This window comes from Sinobaca sp. H24 (assembly GCF_023845525.1).
Genome location: NZ_JALBWT010000013.1, coordinates 1 through 18,422, shown reverse-complemented (window position 1 = coordinate 18,422; position 18,422 = coordinate 1). Strand labels below are relative to the sequence as shown.

The window sequence follows — 18,422 nt, the reverse complement described above, 5'->3', positions numbered from 1 at the left end:
AGCTTTGTGCCATATTTAGACAAGCGGTACAATAACAGTAACTCATCGATAAGCAGCACAGGAAAGGCAGGCGGAGATCATGGAACCGAAAGAATGGTATATGGAATATGAGATTCATGAGAACAGACCCGGCCTTCTCGGGGACATTTCTTCCCTGCTGGGTATGCTTTCGATTAACATCGTAACGATCAACGGAGTGGAGCACAGCCGGCGTGGTATGCTGATCCGCAGCCGTCATGATGATTCGGTCGTCAGGCTGCGCAGCATTATGGAAACAATCGATACCATTACGCTGCGTAAGATCCGGGAGCCAAGGCTCCGGGACCGGCTTGCTGTAATGCATGGCCGTTACATTGAGCGGGATGCCGACGATAAAAAAACGTTTCGATTCGTCCGCGATGAATTAGGGCTGCTCGTCGACTTTATTGCCGAGCTCTTTAAGAAAGACCGCCATTATCTGGTAGGAATACGAGGAATGCCGCGTGTCGGAAAAACGGAATCTCTCGTGGCGGCCAGCGTATGTGCCAACAAGCGCTGGACCTTTATCTCCTCCACTCTTCTGCGCCAGACCGTAAGAAGCCACCTTGGAGAAGATGAAAAGGGAGAAGGCCATATTTATATTATTGATGGTATTGTAAGCATGATGCGCGCGCCGCAGAAACACAGGGATCTTGTTGATCAAGTCATGAAACTGCCTTCTGTTAAAGTAGTCGAACATCCGGATATCTTTATCCGTGAGTCCCATTACACGATCCAGGATTTTGATTGTATTATTGAACTGCGTAATGATGACAGCCAGGTTATTACGTATGATGTAGTGGATTCCGGCTTTTCTTCGTTTGATATTAGTTAGATGGTAGGTGGTACAGGATGTCAGAATTAGGGGCTTTTCTACGCAATAAATGGTTGGATCAAAATATGTCTCTTGATTATCTGCAGGAAGCAACAAAAATTCAAAAACGTTACCTGCTGGCGATTGAAAACGGCCAGTACGAAGCGCTGCCGGGCGCTTTTTATGCAAAAGCGTTTGTAAAAAACTATTCCGAAGCACTCGGTCTTGATCCAGACTGGGTTATTGATCAGTACGGGGCGGAGCTGCCGGAAATTCACCATCCTGAAAGCAGGCGGAACTCACGGATCGATCGTCTTCAGCGCCGTCGGAACGCCTCTAGAAGGTCCCAGGGACGACCAACGCTTCTTCCTGTATTTGCAGGAATCCTGTTTTTAGGTATTGTCGGCTTTGGGCTGTTTTTAGCTATTCAGGGTCTAAGCGACAGCGGTGATCAGTCATCTGCTCCAGGTGAAGATCCAGGAGTGCAGGTGGAATCAAACGAAGACCCCAGTGAACCAGCTGCTCCGCAGCAGGAGGAAGAACAAGAGGAGCCGGCAGAAACGGATAATGAAAATCAGCCCGAGGAAGTCTCGAGCGAGGGTATGCTGACGACGTACGATATTTCAAATATGGAATCCCTTGAATTTGAACTGTCGTTTACGGGTGAGTCCTATATTGATACACAGGATGACAGCGGCAGTATTATCGACCAGTATGACGCAACCGCTGATATGGATCCGGTTACTTTAGATTACAGCGACAGGGATTACGTTCTCTTTAATGTCGGGAATACGTCCGGTGTCGAAGTTACCATCAATGGCGAAGCATTTGAATGGCCAAGCGATTCTATTCACCAGAACGTTGTATTTGAAAGAGCAGAGTAAAAAGCGCCGCAGTTCCGGCGCTTTTTTTAATTGCTCATTTATTAGAGCGAAGTTGGTTCAAAAAACAGACAAACAAGCCCGGTGAAGCAGTGAAAATCTCTTTACGTCTGCCGCGGCGGAGAAGAATTATGGTACAATAACAACTAACATCATTTTTTGAGGGTGTGCCCTGTTTAGACAGAAAAAGAAAAGAGGTAAGCGCCTAATGAACCTTCCCAATAAAATAACGCTGGCACGAATAGCATTAATTCCCCTGTTTGTGTTCTTTATGTTAATCCCGCCCTGGCTTGGCATGGTCGGATCAGGGACGTTCAGCATTCCCGTGTCTCATATAATAGGCGGCATTATTTTTATTGTGGCCGCAGCTACAGACTGGCTGGACGGCTACATTGCCCGCAAACGTCAGCTGATTACAAGCTTTGGTAAATTTCTGGATCCGCTTGCAGATAAGCTTCTGGTTACTGCAGCACTGCTCGTTTTAATCGACCTGCAGCTTCTGCCTTCCTGGATGGCCATTGTCATTTTAAGCCGTGAGTTTGCTGTAACCGGCATTCGTCTCGTAGCCGCAGCAGAAGGTGATGTTATAGCAGCAAGCGGCCTCGGCAAATGGAAAACGGTTTTTCAAATGGCAGCTATTACCGTATTGTTGTTTCATAACCTGCCATTCAGTCTTATTGGACTGCCGGTCGGCATGGGACTAATGTGGATTGCTGTTTTACTGACGATTGTATCCGGCGTCGATTACTTTATGAAAAACAGGCATGTGATGTTGAAATCCACCTAATAGAAAGAGGGACTGTCTTTATGAACGCAGAAATCATCGCAGTAGGTTCGGAGCTGCTTCTTGGCCAGATAGCGAATACGAACGGGCAGCATCTATCGAAGGAACTGGCGGCGCTCGGTATCAGCATTTTCAGGCATACGGTTATTGGTGATAATACAGAACGTCTCCGCGAAGCGATGGCAGAGGCCGAAAAGCGTGCAGATCTTGTCGTACTCACTGGAGGACTCGGACCGACAGAGGATGATCTAACAAAGGATGTTGCCGCAGAACACACAGGACGCAGATTATTAGAGCATTCTCCCTCTATGCAGAAGCTGACGGCATTTTTTGAAGAGCGTGGCATGGTGCTGACAGAAGCAAATAAACGCCAGGCTCTATACTTAGAAGACAGTGTGGTGCTGAAAAATCACAACGGGCTTGCATGTGGATCAGCATTTACTCAGAACGATACGCATTATATGCTGCTTCCCGGTCCCCCTCATGAAATGAAAATGATGTTTGAAAAAGAAGGAAAGCCCTACCTTCTGCAAAACAGGCAGGAGAATAAAGTCATTGAATCAAAAATATTTCGTTTTACGGAAATTGGCGAATCCACTCTTGAAGAAAAGCTGAAGGATATTATCGGTTTTCAGTCCAATCCGACGATTGCTCCGCTCGCATCAGAAGGAGAAGTGATCATCCGTGTGACAGCTGGAGCGTCAACTGTAGAAGAAGCCGATGTGCTGATTGCTGAAACCGAGAAGCAGATATTGGAGCGCGCCGGTGAATACTGCTACGCAGTTGGAGAAAAACCTTTGATTGAGCTGACGCTGGACCGGCTCAGGCAGGCAGGCAAAACAATCGCAGCTGCAGAAAGTCTGACCGGCGGATGGTTTGCCAAAAAAGCAATAGATATAGAAGGAGCATCCGACGTATTTGCAGGCGGGGCCGTTACGTATTCAGCCGATGCCAAACAGAAGCTGCTCGGCGTAAAGGCTGAAACGATCGCCTCTTATGGCACGGTGAGCCGGGAGTGTGCGGAAGAAATGGCTCTTCATGTAAAAGAATATATGCAGGCAGATGTCGGCATTAGTTTTACAGGGGTAGCCGGACCGGACGCGCTTGAAGGACATCCACCGGGTACTGTCTGGATAGGGCTCGCAGTTGACGGTATGGTTCAGGCCTTTCCGCTGCAATTAAAAGGAAGCAGAAAATTAATCAGACATTCCGCCGTGTTTCACGGCTATCGACTGCTATGGAAAGAAAAGGTGATAAGCAATGACGTTTTTTGATGATTTTTCGATTCGAAGTGAAATTAAGCAGGCTGTAAAGGAAATGGGGTTTGAAGAACCTTCTCCCATTCAGGAAAAAGCGATTCCAAAAATCCTGGAAAAAATTGATCTGATTGGACAGGCGCAGACAGGAACGGGTAAGACCGCTGCTTTTGGCATTCCTATTATCAACAGCGTTACGACCGATAAGCATGTGCAGGCTATCATACTGACCCCAACAAGAGAGCTTGCCATTCAAGTGTCTGGAGAAATTCAGAAGCTGTCCCGCCATATCGGTATCCGGACGATGCCAATTTACGGAGGACAGTCCATTGGTCATCAGATCCGTGCATTAAAAGAAGGAGTTCAGATTGTTATTGGAACACCGGGGCGTGTGCAGGATCATCTGCGAAGAGGCACGCTTGTCCTTAATCAGGTTAAAACAGTAGTGCTGGACGAAGCTGACGAAATGCTTGATATGGGCTTTGTGGAAGATATCGAAACGATTTTAAAGAGAGTCAATAAAGACAGGCAGACGCTGTTGTTTTCTGCAACAATGCCTCCAGCGATTAAGAAACTGTCCCAGAAATATATGGTCAAGCCGCAGGTAGTATCGATTAACAAAGGTGAAATGACAGCTCCATCCATCGCTCAGGTGTATTACAAAGTACTCGAGAAAAACAAACAGGATTCCCTCTGCCGGATACTCGACAGTCAGGATCCGGAGCTCGGTATTATTTTCTGCCGCACAAAAAAAGGTGTAGCAGAATTAACAGAAGCCCTTCAGGCCCGAGGCTATCTGGCGGATGGACTGCATGGGGATTTAAATCAGGCCCAGCGTGATACGGTCATGAAAAAATTCCGTGATGCATCCATCGAGTTTCTCGTAGCAACCGATGTAGCTGCCCGCGGGATTGATGTTCAGAACGTCAGCCACGTGATCAACTACGATATTCCTCAGGACCCGGAAAGCTATGTCCACCGTATCGGCCGGACCGGGCGTGCCGGCAAAAACGGCCAGGCGCTTACGATTGTAACACCAAGGGAAATGAAGCATCTGCGCTCGATTGAAGCAGAAATCAAAATGACAATTCCTGCAAATGAAGTGCCTTCCATTGAAGAAGTGGTGGAAAAACAGCAGGAGTCCTGGAAAAAGATGATTACAGATCAGTTCAGCGAAGAAGAGCATCTGAATTTATTTGATGATCTTACCGATGAATTATTAAAAGAATCTGATCCGAAAGATATTATCCGTGCCTTGATGAAAATGAACTTTTCGGGCTCACTAGGCGGAAATGATGACGCATATAACTTCGGGGAAACCGGAGGTGCTAAAGGAATGACGCGTTTCTTTATTAACGTAGGGCGAAACGTCAATATGAGCGCTAAAATTCTTATTGAAGAAATATCCGATGCAGTCGGCATTCCCGGAAAAGCGGTCGGACGCATTGATATTTTTGAAAACTTTACGTTTGTAGAGGTGCCTGATGATGTGGCGCCGTTCGTTTATGAGTCTCTGCGCTACTCAAGAATTAATGGGGCCAGAGTAAACCTCGAGCCGGCAAAGCCGCGCCCAAAACGAACGAATACGTCTCCGCGTCCGCCTGCACGTCAGACAAAATAATGCACAAGGCTGCCTGTTGTAAGCAGGCAGTTTTTCTATTTTTTCTTCTTTTTTATTCCTCTGGAAAAAATAATAAAAAAAGCGAATGGATGTTCGCAAATTAGTTGGCAAACAGAAGAAAAAAGGGTATGATGTATTTAGCGATAAAGTGCAGCAGCGATTCACCAGCGTTCCTTCTTTTTTCCAATAAATCGGGGGAGGCATTGGAAAAAACAGCATTTAATAAAAAGGAGAGATCATATGAATGATAGAAAAGCCGCGCTCGACCAGGCGTTGAAAAATATTGAAAAGCAGTTTGGAAAAGGATCTATAATGAAAATGGGGGAACAGACGGACCGTCGTGTTTCCACTATTTCAAGTGGTACATTGGCCGTGGATATTGCCCTCGGAGTCGGCGGTTATCCGCGCGGACGTGTGATTGAAATTTACGGACCGGAATCTTCAGGTAAGACGACCGTTGCACTTCATGCGATTGCAGAAGTACAGCGCGGCGGCGGACAGGCAGCCTTCATCGACGCAGAGCACGCGCTCGATCCGGCCTATGCAGCTAAACTTGGCGTAGATATTGATGAACTTCTTCTCTCTCAGCCGGATACCGGAGAACAGGCGCTGGAAATTGCAGAAGCGCTCGTACGAAGCGGCGCGGTTGAGATGATCGTAGTCGACTCGGTAGCCGCTCTTGTACCGAAAGCGGAAATCGAAGGAGAAATGGGCGACACCCACGTTGGTCTTCAGGCCCGTTTAATGTCCCAGGCTCTCCGTAAACTATCCGGTGCCATAAGCAAATCAAACTCGATCTGCGTATTTATTAACCAGATCCGTGAAAAAGTCGGCGTTATGTTCGGAAGCCCGGAAACAACTCCCGGCGGACGTGCGCTTAAGTTCTACTCTTCTGTTCGTCTTGACGTAAGACGTGCGGAAACGTTGAAGCAGGGAAATGAAATGATTGGTAACAAAACGAGAATCAAAGTAGTGAAAAATAAAGTGGCACCGCCGTTTAAAGTAGCAGAAGTAGATATTATGTACGGGGAAGGAATTTCCCGCGAAGGATCGGTGCTTGATATTGCAGCCGAACTGGATATTGTGCTGAAAAGTGGAGCCTGGTACTCATACGAAGGCGAACGCCTCGGCCAGGGACGTGAAAACTCCAAGCAGTATTTAAAGGAACATCCGGAAATATTAAATGCAATTGAACGTCGTGTCCGGGAACACCATGGTTTAACAATCACACCGGAAGAAGATGTGAAAAAAGAAACAGAGCCGGCTCTTTCTCTTGAAGACGAATAATCATACGTTTAAAACACTGTCCATGGCGGACAGTGTTTTTTTATGAGTGTGACATGCCTCACAGGCAGAAAGCGGCGCATCGGCTACACTAATACAAGAACCACTATTTTATTTCAATGAGGAGGAATAAAATGAAAGCAGCGTTATGGCATAAAGCGAAAAACGTTACAGTGGAAGATGTAGAGGAACCGGCAGCGGGAGCGTATGAAGTCAAAATAAAGGTGAAATGGTGCGGAATATGCGGCAGTGATCTGCACGAGTATCTGGCAGGACCTATTTTTATCCCTGTAGGAGAGCCGCATCCCATCAGCGGAGACAAAGCACCGATTATTATGGGACATGAATTTGCTGGAGAAGTGGTGGAAGTCGGAGAGAATGTAACGAAAGTGGTGCCAGGCGATCGAATAGCGGTGGAGCCTATTCTGGCACCTCACGAAAAAGGAGCCTATACGGATGAGAAATACAATCTGTCTCCCTCTTTAGGCTTTCACGGTCTCTCAGGGGGCGGGGGAGGTTTTTCGGAATATACGGTAGTAGGAGAACATATGGTTCATAAACTGCCTGAAGAACTTTCCTATGAACAGGGAGCGCTTGTAGAACCGGCGGCTGTTGCGCTGCACGCTGTCCGTCAGAGCAGCCTGAAAGCCGGAGACACGGCAGCCGTATTTGGAACAGGGCCCATCGGTCTGCTTGTGCTCGAAGCACTGCGCGCCGCAGGCGTGTCCAAAGTTTTTGCGGTTGAAGTTTCTGACTCCCGCAAGAATATGGCTGCGGATTTGGGTGCCTACGTGATTGATCCAACAAGAACAGATCCCGCGGCAGAAATTCAGCGGCTCACTGATGGAGGTGTGGACGTTTCTTTTGAAGTAACCGGTATTCCTAAAGTGTTAAATCAATGTATTAACAGCAGCCATCGCGGCGGGGAAACGGTTATTGTGAGTATCTGGGAATCAGAAGCCGCCATTTCTCCGAACGATCTTGTGATACAAGAAAAAACAGTAAAGGGCATCATCGCCTACCGTCATGTATATCCGGCCGTGATGGAATTAATGAAGCAGGGGTACTTCAGCGGAGAAACAATGATTACAAACAAAATTACGCTTTCTGACGTGGTGAAAGAAGGATTTGAGAAGCTGGCGCACGATAAAAGCCAGATAAAAATTTTAGTCAGTCCTGAATAATTACTTCCATGTTTTAAAATGGTGCTCCCGGCTAAAGGGGGCATCCTTTTTAGGCGGGAGCAGAAGAACATATGGTCGATTTCCCTTTTCATGCATGAAAGAATGATATGGCATACATAAAGGCAGGGCTATCGGAGAAATCGTCTGAAATCCTTATAAGATAAGGGTTTCAACGATTACAATATCTTGACATGTATCTTTCATAAGGATACAATTAAGTAGCAGATACCAGATTTAGTCGGAAGGTGTCTGGTATACATCTTCTGAAAGGTTTTTGGTATCTTAACGTTTCATGCAAAAAGTACGATGAAACGCTTTTTTCTTTTCTGGATAAAAAACAGTAAAAGCATGTCTTTTCGGCATGCGGGGATTGAAATGAAGAAAAGGGCATCCTCCTGGAGGTAACAGGAGACAAAACTAGATAGCAAGAGGAGGTGACAAGTATGGATAATATCTTACTCATCTCCATTTTGCTTATTGTCGTTGCAGCTTTAAGTGGATTTGCCGGCTATTTTGTTCGACGTTCTATCGCAGAAGCTAAAATTTCCAGCGCAGAACAAGCTGCTAAAAATATAGTGGAAGATGCAGAACGAAAAGCAGAAGCCAGCAAAAAAGAGGCTGTATTAGAAGCGAAGGACAAGGCTCATCAGCTTCGCGCTGAGGCGGAACAGGATGTAAGAGACCGACGGAATGAAGTACAAAAACAAGAATCGCGTCTGTTGCATAAAGAAGAAACTCTGGACCGTAAAAGTGAAACCCTGGATAAAAAAGAAGAATCGTTGGAAAGAAGAGAGGAAACTCTCGCTGATAAACAACGACAGGTGGACGATAAAAACAGCAAAGTGGAGGAGATTTTATCTCAACAGCAGGAAGAATTAAATAGAATTTCCGGCTTAACCCGCGAAGAAGCGCAGGATATCATACGGCGCGACGTAGAGAAAGAGCTGCAGCATGACCTGGCCGTACTCGTCAAAGAGGAAACGGCCCGTGCGAAAGAGGAAGCGAATAAGAAGTCTAAGGAAATATTATCGCTTGCGATTCAGCGTTGTGCAGCAGACCATGTCGCAGAAACGACTGTATCCGTTGTAACCCTTCCTAATGATGAAATGAAGGGACGGATTATTGGCCGTGAGGGTCGTAATATCCGTGCTCTTGAAACACTTACAGGAATCGATCTTATCATTGACGATACACCTGAAGCGGTTATTTTATCCGGATTTGATCCAATTCGAAGAGAAATTGCCCGTACGGCATTAGATAAGCTCGTACAGGATGGACGTATTCATCCGGCCCGTATTGAAGAAACGGTGGAGAAGTCACGCCGTGAAATTGATGAAATGATCCGGGAATATGGAGAGCAGGCAACCTTTGAAATGGGTATTCATAATCTGCATCCGGATTTAATAAAGATTCTTGGGCGTCTGCGCTACCGTACCAGCTACGGACAAAACGTGCTCAAGCATTCCATGGAAGTGGCCCATTTAACGGCTATGATGGCCGCAGAGCTTGGAGAAGACGAGCATCTGGCACGGCGTGCCGGCCTGCTTCATGATATTGGTAAAGCCATTGATCATGAAGTGGAAGGAAGCCACGTGGAAATTGGCGTGGAGCTTGGTCAGAAATACCGGGAAAACAGCGTAGTGATTAACAGTATCGCTTCTCATCATGGTGATACGGAAGCGACTTCTGTTATTGCCACACTCGTAGCCGCAGCCGATGCACTGTCAGCAGCGCGTCCCGGCGCAAGGCGAGAGACGCTGGAAACGTATATCCGCCGTCTGGAAAAACTCGAGGAAATATCCGAGTCTTTTGAGGGCGTGGAGAAAACGTATGCCATTCAGGCCGGACGTGAAGTCCGCATCATGGTAAAACCAGATATTGTAGACGATGTGGTAGCCCACCGTCTGGCAAGGGATATAACGAAACGAATTGAAAATGAACTGGATTATCCGGGTCATATCCGGGTAACCGTTATCCGGGAAACTAGAGCAGTAGAGTATGCTAAGTAAAGCGGCGGCAGCGCCGCTTTATTTTTTTCGTTAAATCATAACCTGACAGTTTGAAAGAAAAGAGGACGACGATAATGAAAATATTATTTGTGGGAGATGTGGTCGGTTCCCCCGGCCGCAAAATGATTACGGAGTATCTGCCGAAGTTAAAGAAAAAATTTAAGCCCGCCGTAACGATCGTTAATGGAGAAAACGCCGCAGGCGGCCGCGGAATTACTGAAAAAATTTATAAAGGATTCCTGGAAAGCGGGGCGCAGGCTATTACGATGGGAAACCATACGTGGGACAATCGGGAAATCTTTGAATTTATTGCCAGCGCGCCGAATCTTGTCCGCCCTGCCAATCTGCCGGCGGGAGTGCCTGGCATTGGCTGCACCTACGTAAAAATAAACAAGCTTGAAGTAGCGGTTATAAATTTAATCGGACGTACCTTTATGCAGACAAGCGATGACCCTTTCCAAAAAGCAGAAGAATTGATTGAGGAAGCCAGAGAGAGAACGCCATTTGTTTTTGTTGATTTTCACGCGGAAGCAACGAGTGAAAAGCAGGCGATGGGCTGGACGCTTGACGGCCGGGCTACTGCTGTTGTGGGAACACATACCCATGTGCAGACCGCAGATGAACGAATTCTGCCGGGCGGTACAGCTTATTTAAGCGATGTAGGAATGACCGGGCCGCGGGACGGGATTCTTGGGATGGACCGGGAAAGCGTCCTGTATAAGTTTAAGACCGGGCTGCCGGCAAGGTTTGAAGTCGCGCAGGGACGGGAACAATTAAGTGCAGTCCTTATTGATGCAGATGATAAGACCGGACGTGCTGTTTCCATTAAACGTATTCAAATAGACGAGGATCATCCATTCTTCGAATAAAGCACAAGGGGGATTTACCTCCTCTATGTTAAATTGTCAAAATTATTTGATTTTAAAAAACAGTTTCCATAAAAAGGAGGATTCTTTCGTTCTTCTCTTGAATAGTATAACAACAATAGTCCAGGCTATAACCCATACAAGGAGGTACTATTAATGGAAGTATTAAAAGTATCAGCCAAATCGACCCCAAATTCTGTAGCAGGTGCCTTAGCCGGTGTTATTAGAGAAAAAGGAGCAGCCGAAATTCAGGCCATTGGGGCTGGAGCCATCAACCAGTCCGTCAAAGCAATCGCGATAGCACGTGGATTCGTTGCACCGAGCGGTATTGATTTAGTATGTGTCCCTGCTTTCACGGACATTGTGATAGACGGAGAAGAGCGGACTGCGATTAAACTTATAGTAGAACCCAGATAATGGAGAAGAACAGGGCGCAGGACGCCCTGTTTTTTTATGGGTCGGTCAAGCAGGGAGCCTTGATTTTTTCTGCCCCGGGCTCTATGATGGAAAGACGAGCAAACGCAGTAACGGAGCCGTATACAAAAGGCAGGCACCTGGAAATCAGGTGTCTTTTCTATGCCTGTTGTCATTTAAAGGAGGAAATTACACATGCAGCAGCTAAAAAAACAGCTACAGCGAATTGATAAAAAAGGTTATAAAGCCTATAACGATATAAAAGGGTCATACACGTTTGAAGGGTTTACGCTTAAAGTGGATCATGTGCAGGCCGATCCTTATGCGTCGCCTTCTAAAGTACGTGTAATCTTTTCCCAGCAGGACCTTGGTATTGGGAAAGAAGAACAGTCCACACCGTCCCGGCAGACGGCACTGATTGACTATTTCGCCGAACGCATGATGAAAGAGCTGCGCACCGGCCGGGATCAAGGAGGTATTCTGATCGATGGCCCCGGGCAGGAGGTACTGGACCGGACGGCCGTTAAAATCAGCGGTCGTGAGCTGGAGGTACGGCTTTCCGTGCACCTTCCGGCAAAAGGGCGCACCATTATGGGGAAGCAGGCAGAGGAACGATTAACCGGCCGCCTTCCTTCCGCTGTGAAAAAAGCGATCCAGCAGTATGAGAAGAGCGGCCTGCAGGATGCGCTGGAGCTTGCAGACGAACAGGATGATATCCGCCGTTACCTTGCTGATAATAAAGCTGTCAGCTTTATCGCCAATGGCTCGGTGCTTCCCCGGGAGAGCGGTATTAGCAGCCGCCCGATGAAAGCAGCTGAAGCCAGGACCTTTCAATCACCTGCCTCGCTGGAAGCAACGATTCCCCTTTCCCACAGCCGCCCGGTTTCGGGTATGCTATTAAAAGAGGGCGTTACGCTGATTACAGGTGGAGGCTACCACGGGAAAAGCACCCTGCTGGAAGCAGTGGAGAGCGGCGTATACAATCACCGCCGGGGAGACGGCAGGGAATATGTTATTACGGCAGCCGACGCAGCAAAAATCCGTGCAGAAGACGGACGCAGCGTCACCCATACGGATATTTCGATGTTTATTTCCAATCTGCCGAACAAAAAAAACACCTCTCAATTTACGACGGAAAACGCAAGCGGAAGCACGTCCCAGGCCGCAAATATTATGGAAAGCCTGGAAGCGGGGAGCCGCTGTCTGTTGATCGACGAAGATACGAGCGCCACAAACTTCATGATTCGGGACAGCCGTATGCAGGAGCTGGTGCAAAGCAGCAAGGAACCGATCACGCCATTCGTATCAAGAGTCGGTCCGTTATATAAAGAACACGGCATTTCTACTATACTAGTCGTTGGCGGAACGGGCGATTATTTCAGCAAAGCAGATACCGTTCTGATGATGGATGAATATATTCCATATGACGTAACAGAAAAAGCGCACCGCATCGCAGCGGAAGATCCACGGGAAGAACCTGCAGAGAGCGCTGCTCCGCTTCCCTCCGGACGGAAAATAAAGTGGGACAGCTTTGATGCCCGCCGCGGTAAAAAGACAAAAGCAGGAGCGAAAGGCCGCAGCACTATTTTATATGGTAAAGAAACAATCGATCTGTCCAGCGTGGAACAGATTGTAAATACGAGTCAGACGGAAGCGGCGGCGCGGATCATTCAGGCGCTGGAAAAGCATTTCGCTTCCCGGGCGGTCTCGTTTGAAGAAGCGTTTCGTTATATTAATGACGTGTACAAAGAAAAAGGGCTGGATGGATTTTCCATTCACGAAGGAGTACACCCCGGAGAAATGGCGGCCCCGCGCACGATCGAAATTGCAGCAGCTGTCAACCGCTACCGCAGGCTGCGTACAGAGTAGCCTGCCGTTCTATACAGGGCGGCGTTAATATACTACAATATATAAAGAAGAAAGCTATAAGCCTTCCTTGAAGGAACAGAAAGAAAGGAGAGGGCGTAATGAACGAAGAACAGAGAAAACAACAGCTGAATGAATCACCCTCATATAACCATGACAAGAAGGATAAACCTAAGAAAGACTACAGCACCTATTTTGACTTTTCGAGTGCTTCTATAGAAGAAAAAGAGGGGCGGCAGTACATGAAAATCGGCGGCCGCAGTATCCAGATTAATGAACAGCCCGATTTTAAAAAAGGGAAAAAGCGCGGCAAAGAGGAAGTCGAAGTCCAATATGGATTTAACGTTCCTGAAGAGCTACGCCGCCTGGGCCAGGGCAAGAAATATTTAATCCGGACCTACGGATGCCAGATGAATGTGCATGATACGGAAAATATGTCCGGTATTCTTGAAGAAATGGGCTTTACAGAAACGTCGGAAACGACAGAAGCAGACGTGATCTTTTTAAATACGTGCGCGATTCGTGAAAACGCAGAGAACAAAGTGTTTGGCGAGCTGGGCCATTTAAAGCCGCTCAAGCTGGAAAAGCCGGAGCTCATTATCGGAGTCTGCGGCTGTATGTCGCAGGAAGAGACCGTTGTGAACCGGATTCTGCAAAAGCATAACCACGTGGACCTTATATTCGGTACGCATAATATTCACCGGGTGCCGGAACTTCTTCAGGATGCAATTCTTGGAAAAGAAATGGTCGTTGAAGTGTGGTCCAAAGAAGGCGATGTAGTGGAAAATATGCCCCGCAAACGTGCTGGAAAAACCCAGGCATGGGTCAATATTATGTACGGCTGTGACAAGTTCTGTACATACTGTATTGTGCCTTATACAAGAGGTAAAGAGCGGAGCAGGATGCCCGAAGATATTATACATGAAGTCCGTGATCTGGCAAGACAGGGATATAAGGAGATTACGCTCCTCGGACAAAATGTAAATGCCTACGGCAAAGATCTGGGAGAAGGCTACCGTCTCGGACATTTAATGGATGATCTGCATAAAATTGATATCCCAAGAATCCGCTTTACGACAAGCCATCCCCGCGACTTTGATGACCACTTGATTGAAGTGCTTGCCAAAGGCGGAAACCTGGTCGAGCATATACATCTTCCCGTGCAGTCCGGAAGCAGTGAAGTGCTGAAGCTGATGGCACGTAAGTATACAAGAGAGCAGTACGTGGAGCTCGCCGGCAAAATTAAGGCAGCTATTCCGCACGCTTCGTTTACAACAGACATCATTGTGGGCTTTCCAAATGAGACGGACGCTCAGTTTGAAGAAACAATGTCGCTCGTAGAGGAAATGGATTATGACATTGCCTACACGTACATTTATTCACCAAGAGACAATACACCGGCTGCAAAAATGGAAGACAACGTGCCAATGGAAGTGAAAAAACAGCGGCTGGCCCGCTTAAATAAACTAGTCAACGATATTTCCGCCCGCCGCAACGCTGAGCTTGAAGGCCAGGTAGTTGAAGTATTAATTGAAGGTGTCAGCAAGAAAAATGAAAACGTCCTTTCCGGACGGACGAGAACGAATAAAATGGTCAATGTAGCTGCTCCGGAAAGCTGTATCGGCCAGGTAATCTATACGAAAATTACAGAAGCAAAAACCTGGTCCCTGAACGGGGAGCTTGTAGAAATGGCGGAGGTGTAATGATGGAACAGAATGCAACCAAAGCAGATGTACTCGCAAAAGCAAAAGAGCTTGGCTCGATGATTGCAGAAACCGAAGAAGTGGATTTTTTCAAACGGGCGGAAACCCAGATCAACAAAAATCTGCGGGTGCAGGAGCTGATTGGAAAAATTAAAGCGAAACAAAAAGAAGCAGTCAATCTCCAGCATTACCAAAAGCATGAGGCGCTGAAAGAAACAGAGCGCGAGATTGATGAACTGAACGCAGAAATTGAAAGCATTCCGCTCGTTGTGGAGTTCCAGCAGAGCCAGACAGAAGTAAACCATCTGCTCCAGCTGGTGTCCACGTCTATTTCCAATACGGTGACGGATAAAATTATTGAGTCAACGGGCGGCGATAAGCTGCAGGGAACGACCAACCATAATCCATTTATGAATATAACGAAAAAATAGCAGTATTTTATTATAGGCAGCAGGCGCAGCGGTAAAAAGCAGCGCCTGTTTTTTTACGGAAGGATCCTCCACGGCACGCAGTAGTTAATAGTCATTCCATCGACCGTCCCTTTTATAATTTCACAAACCATAATATTTTTATATTCAAAGATTCAACCCGTTTAGGGGAAGAAATCAGCTATGCTATAATAAAAAAATACAAAGCGATAGAAGAGCTGGAGGAATGATTTTTGTGACTCAGGAAACACCAATGATGCAGCAATATAAACGAATTAAAGCAGAATATACAGATGCATTTTTATTTTACCGGTTAGGTGACTTTTATGAATTATTTTTTGAAGACGCGGTTCAGGCTTCACAGGAACTGGAAATTACGCTCACTAAAAGAGGCAGCAAAGGCGACCACGATATACCTATGTGCGGCGTACCTCATCATTCAGCAGAAGGATATATCTCCACGCTGATTGAAAAAGGCTACAAAATTGCGATCTGCGAACAAGTGGAAGATCCAAAAACTGCCAAAGGAGTCGTGAAAAGAGAAGTTGTCAATTTAATTACACCCGGTACGGTTATGGAAGGCCGGGCCATTCATGAAAAAGAAAATAATTTTATTGCTGCTCATTATCAGAATGAAGACGGAAATGCAGGCTTTGTAAAAGCCGATTTAACGACCGGGGAAATATACGGAGCCTGGCTGGAGGCAGACCGGACCGCATGGGAACAGGAAGCGTCCAAAGCAAATGTAAAGGAGCTTATTCTGCAGGAAGCTCCAAAGGACGGCGAGTGGACAGCATTTCCAGGTACGTTCTCCATACAGCAGTCCACTGAGATTCCAGAAGAGTTTACTGTACTCTGTACACACATAAGCAGTACCCCGATTCTACGTGCGTTTGGCTTATTAAGCAGCTATTTGTCCCGTACGCAGAAACGCTCTCTTGACCACCTGCAGCCGATTCATCTCTATGAACCCCGCCAGAAAATGCAGCTGGACCGAAATTCGCGCAGGAATCTGGAATTGACTGAAACGATCAGGGATCATAAGAAAAAAGGGTCTCTGCTCTGGCTGATGGATCAGACGATGACAGCAATGGGTGCGCGCCGGGTAAAAAGCTGGATGGAAGAGCCTCTGCTGCAGGAAAAAGAAATAACGGACCGTCAGAGTATTGTGCAGTCTCTGCTTGATCATTTTTTCGAAAGGGGGGATCTGCGCGACCGGCTCAAATTTGTGTATGATTTGGAACGACTTGCGGGAAAGGCCGCCTTTGGCAATGTAAACGCCAGGGAGCTCGTGCAGATGCGGCGCACGCTTCAGGAACTGCCTGAAATCATTTCACTTCTAAAGCAGGTTGACAACCCTCTTCTGCAGACGTGGACCGATCCGTTGAATCAATTTCATGATCTGCTCGAGCTTTTAGAAGATGGTCTTGTGGAAGAACCGCCTGCCCTCATTACAGAAGGGGGTATGTTTCGCAAAGGTTTCCACAGCACCCTCGATGAATACAGGGAAGCGAGCACGAACGGCCGGCAGTGGATTTCCGAGCTGGAGCGCGACGAAAAGCAGGCGACTGGAATTAAATCGCTTAAAGTCGGGTTTAACCGTGTATTCGGATATTATATAGAGGTAACAAAAGCAAATATTCCTCTTCTTCCCGAAGGAAGATATGACCGTAAGCAGACGCTTACGAACGCCGAGCGTTTTACGACGCCGGAGCTGAAAGAAAAAGAAGCATTGATTCTCGGCGCCCAGGAAAAAAGCGTAGAGCTGGAACATACGCTCTTTTTAGAATTAAGAGAAAAAGTGAAAACATATCTGCGTCCCCTGCAGGAAGCAGCGCTGGTCATCAGTCAGGTTGATGTACTGCAGGGATTTGCGGAGCTGAGTGACCGGCAGGGCTATGTACGACCGAAAATGAGCAGCGATGGCAGCGTTCATATTAAAAACGGCAGACATCCCGTCGTGGAAAAAATAGTCGGTGCCGGAGAATACGTAGCAAACGACGTCCACATGGAACAGGGAAGGAACATGCTGCTTATTACCGGGCCGAATATGTCTGGTAAAAGTACGTTTATGAGACAGGCCGCTTTAATATCGATCATGTCCCAGACAGGCTGCTTCGTACCGGCAGAGGAGGCAGAGCTTCCTATTTTTGACCAGGTATTTACGAGGATTGGAGCAGCTGATGACCTGGCGTCCGGACAGAGTACTTTTATGGTGGAGATGCTCGAAACTAATTATGCACTCTCCCATGCTTCAAAGAACAGTCTGATTCTGCTCGATGAGATTGGGAGAGGAACGTCCACTTATGACGGCATGGCGCTTGCCCAGGCCATTATTGAATATATACATGAAAGCATCGGCGCTAAAACGATGTTTTCCACGCACTATCATGAGCTGACGACGATTGCCGACTCCCTGCCGCATCTTCAGAACGTGCACGTACGGGCGATTGAAGAGGAAGGTCAGATTGTCTTTCTGCATAAAGTGGAGGAAGGAAGCGCAGATGAAAGCTATGGCATTCATGTAGCAAAGCTGGCGGATCTGCCGGATCCCCTTTTAAGCAGGGCAGGAAAGCTGTTAAAACAGCTGGAACAAAAAGATAGCAAAAACGAAACGGCGGAACAGTCGTCCTTAAAAGAAGCGGCACCTGCTAAAGAGGAGCCGACCCAGCTCACCCTGTTTCAGGAAGAAGAACTGGCAGCAGCCGCAAAAACAAAGAACGGGAAACTTCATCCTATTTTGGATGACATTCGTAAGACAGATGTGCTGCATTTATCACCGATGGAGGCGCTTGAGAAGCTGTACCGGATGCAGCAGAGACTCCGCTGATGACGAAAGGAGAAAATAATGTCTAAAATTACGAAGCTCCCGGACGACTTATCCAACAAGATTGCAGCAGGGGAAGTGGTGGAGCGTCCAAGTTCAGTTGTTAAAGAATTAGTGGAAAATGCGATTGATGCGGGAAGCGGCAGAATTCAGGTGGATCTGGAAGAAGGGGGCCTGTCTTTAATACGTGTAGTTGATAACGGAAGCGGGATGGACCGGGAAGATGCCGATCTTGCTTTTTACCGGCATGCAACGAGTAAAATTGCCTCCGAGAAAGATTTGTTTGATATTCATACACTTGGGTTCCGGGGAGAGGCGCTGCCGAGTATTGCCGCTGTGTCCCAGCTGGAAATGGAAACCGGCAACGGCCGTGACGCGGGAACGCTTCTTCGCTACCAGGGAGGAAAAAGGATTACACTAACTTCGTCCAAAAGCCGGAAAGGAACGGAAATAAGCGTCCGTGATTT

The 18,422-nt window shown here is 47.2% G+C and carries 15 protein-coding genes; all 15 read left to right on the top strand.

Annotated features, from left to right (window positions below; translation table 11 throughout):
* Nucleotides 1–79: 79 nt before the first annotated feature.
* Nucleotides 80–853, top strand: coding sequence for a DUF3388 domain-containing protein (locus tag MMY81_RS16890; RefSeq protein WP_252313772.1), 774 nt, complete (start codon nucleotides 80–82; stop codon nucleotides 851–853).
* Nucleotides 854–870: 17 nt separating this feature from the next.
* Nucleotides 871–1,716, top strand: coding sequence for a helix-turn-helix domain-containing protein (locus tag MMY81_RS16885; protein ID WP_252313771.1), 846 nt, complete (start codon nucleotides 871–873; stop codon nucleotides 1,714–1,716).
* Nucleotides 1,717–1,921: 205 nt separating this feature from the next.
* Nucleotides 1,922–2,500 (top strand): CDP-diacylglycerol--glycerol-3-phosphate 3-phosphatidyltransferase, encoded by a 579-nt coding sequence (gene pgsA, locus MMY81_RS16880; RefSeq protein WP_252313770.1) that lies wholly within the window; start codon nucleotides 1,922–1,924, stop codon nucleotides 2,498–2,500.
* Between the two features lie 20 nt (nucleotides 2,501–2,520).
* Nucleotides 2,521–3,771 carry a competence/damage-inducible protein A gene (locus MMY81_RS16875; RefSeq protein WP_252313769.1) on the top strand — a complete coding sequence of 417 codons (1,251 nt, stop codon included), beginning with the start codon at nucleotides 2,521–2,523 and terminating at the stop codon, nucleotides 3,769–3,771.
* The gene (locus tag MMY81_RS16870) at nucleotides 3,758–5,374 is read left to right on the top strand and encodes a DEAD/DEAH box helicase (protein WP_252313768.1); all 1,617 of its coding nucleotides are present in this window, start codon (nucleotides 3,758–3,760) and stop codon (nucleotides 5,372–5,374) included. The genes MMY81_RS16875 and MMY81_RS16870 overlap by 14 nt, the downstream gene beginning before the upstream one ends.
* Before the next feature lie 240 nt (nucleotides 5,375–5,614).
* Complete coding sequence (gene recA / locus MMY81_RS16865) at nucleotides 5,615–6,661, top strand: recombinase RecA (RefSeq protein WP_252313767.1); 1,047 nt, start codon at nucleotides 5,615–5,617, stop codon at nucleotides 6,659–6,661.
* 131 nt (nucleotides 6,662–6,792) lie between these two features.
* The gene (locus MMY81_RS16860; RefSeq protein ID WP_252313766.1) at nucleotides 6,793–7,842 is read left to right on the top strand and encodes a 2,3-butanediol dehydrogenase; all 1,050 of its coding nucleotides are present in this window, start codon (nucleotides 6,793–6,795) and stop codon (nucleotides 7,840–7,842) included.
* Nucleotides 7,843–8,285: 443 nt separating this feature from the next.
* Complete coding sequence (rny, locus tag MMY81_RS16855; RefSeq protein WP_252313765.1) at nucleotides 8,286–9,851, top strand: ribonuclease Y; 1,566 nt, start codon at nucleotides 8,286–8,288, stop codon at nucleotides 9,849–9,851.
* 74 nt (nucleotides 9,852–9,925) lie between these two features.
* Complete coding sequence (locus tag MMY81_RS16850) at nucleotides 9,926–10,720, top strand: TIGR00282 family metallophosphoesterase (protein WP_252313764.1); 795 nt, start codon at nucleotides 9,926–9,928, stop codon at nucleotides 10,718–10,720.
* A 153-nt stretch (nucleotides 10,721–10,873) separates the two neighbouring features.
* Complete coding sequence (locus tag MMY81_RS16845) at nucleotides 10,874–11,134, top strand: stage V sporulation protein S (RefSeq protein ID WP_120192197.1); 261 nt, start codon at nucleotides 10,874–10,876, stop codon at nucleotides 11,132–11,134.
* Nucleotides 11,135–11,326: 192 nt separating this feature from the next.
* Nucleotides 11,327–13,000, top strand: coding sequence for an ABC-ATPase domain-containing protein (locus tag MMY81_RS16840; RefSeq protein ID WP_252313763.1), 1,674 nt, complete (start codon nucleotides 11,327–11,329; stop codon nucleotides 12,998–13,000).
* A 98-nt stretch (nucleotides 13,001–13,098) separates the two neighbouring features.
* Nucleotides 13,099–14,700, top strand: coding sequence for a tRNA (N6-isopentenyl adenosine(37)-C2)-methylthiotransferase MiaB (gene miaB, locus MMY81_RS16835; protein ID WP_252313762.1), 1,602 nt, complete (start codon nucleotides 13,099–13,101; stop codon nucleotides 14,698–14,700).
* 2 nt (nucleotides 14,701–14,702) lie between these two features.
* Complete coding sequence (locus tag MMY81_RS16830) at nucleotides 14,703–15,131, top strand: YlbF/YmcA family competence regulator (protein WP_252313870.1); 429 nt, start codon at nucleotides 14,703–14,705, stop codon at nucleotides 15,129–15,131.
* A 223-nt stretch (nucleotides 15,132–15,354) separates the two neighbouring features.
* Entirely contained in the window at nucleotides 15,355–17,958 is a 2,604-nt protein-coding gene (mutS, locus tag MMY81_RS16825) for a DNA mismatch repair protein MutS (RefSeq protein WP_253076000.1), read from the top strand.
* A gap of 18 nt (nucleotides 17,959–17,976) precedes the next feature.
* On the top strand, nucleotides 17,977–18,422 hold a 446-nt coding region (gene mutL / locus MMY81_RS16820; RefSeq protein ID WP_252313761.1), incomplete at its 3' end, for a DNA mismatch repair endonuclease MutL.

Excerpts from the sequence above, each read along its gene's own strand:
- MMY81_RS16890 (WP_252313772.1), top strand. The coding sequence starts at position 80 with ATGGAACCGAAAGAATGGTATATGGAATATGAGATTCATGAGAACAGA.
- MMY81_RS16885 (WP_252313771.1), top strand. The coding sequence starts at position 871 with ATGTCAGAATTAGGGGCTTTTCTACGCAATAAATGGTTGGATCAAAAT.
- pgsA (WP_252313770.1), top strand. The coding sequence starts at position 1,922 with ATGAACCTTCCCAATAAAATAACGCTGGCACGAATAGCATTAATTCCC.
- MMY81_RS16875 (WP_252313769.1), top strand. The coding sequence starts at position 2,521 with ATGAACGCAGAAATCATCGCAGTAGGTTCGGAGCTGCTTCTTGGCCAG.
- MMY81_RS16870 (WP_252313768.1), top strand. The coding sequence starts at position 3,758 with ATGACGTTTTTTGATGATTTTTCGATTCGAAGTGAAATTAAGCAGGCT.
- recA (WP_252313767.1), top strand. The coding sequence starts at position 5,615 with ATGAATGATAGAAAAGCCGCGCTCGACCAGGCGTTGAAAAATATTGAA.
- MMY81_RS16860 (WP_252313766.1), top strand. The coding sequence starts at position 6,793 with ATGAAAGCAGCGTTATGGCATAAAGCGAAAAACGTTACAGTGGAAGAT.
- rny (WP_252313765.1), top strand. The coding sequence starts at position 8,286 with ATGGATAATATCTTACTCATCTCCATTTTGCTTATTGTCGTTGCAGCT.
- MMY81_RS16850 (WP_252313764.1), top strand. The coding sequence starts at position 9,926 with ATGAAAATATTATTTGTGGGAGATGTGGTCGGTTCCCCCGGCCGCAAA.
- MMY81_RS16845 (WP_120192197.1), top strand. The coding sequence starts at position 10,874 with ATGGAAGTATTAAAAGTATCAGCCAAATCGACCCCAAATTCTGTAGCA.
- MMY81_RS16840 (WP_252313763.1), top strand. The coding sequence starts at position 11,327 with ATGCAGCAGCTAAAAAAACAGCTACAGCGAATTGATAAAAAAGGTTAT.
- miaB (WP_252313762.1), top strand. The coding sequence starts at position 13,099 with ATGAACGAAGAACAGAGAAAACAACAGCTGAATGAATCACCCTCATAT.
- MMY81_RS16830 (WP_252313870.1), top strand. The coding sequence starts at position 14,703 with ATGGAACAGAATGCAACCAAAGCAGATGTACTCGCAAAAGCAAAAGAG.
- mutS (WP_253076000.1), top strand. The coding sequence starts at position 15,355 with ATGATTTTTGTGACTCAGGAAACACCAATGATGCAGCAATATAAACGA.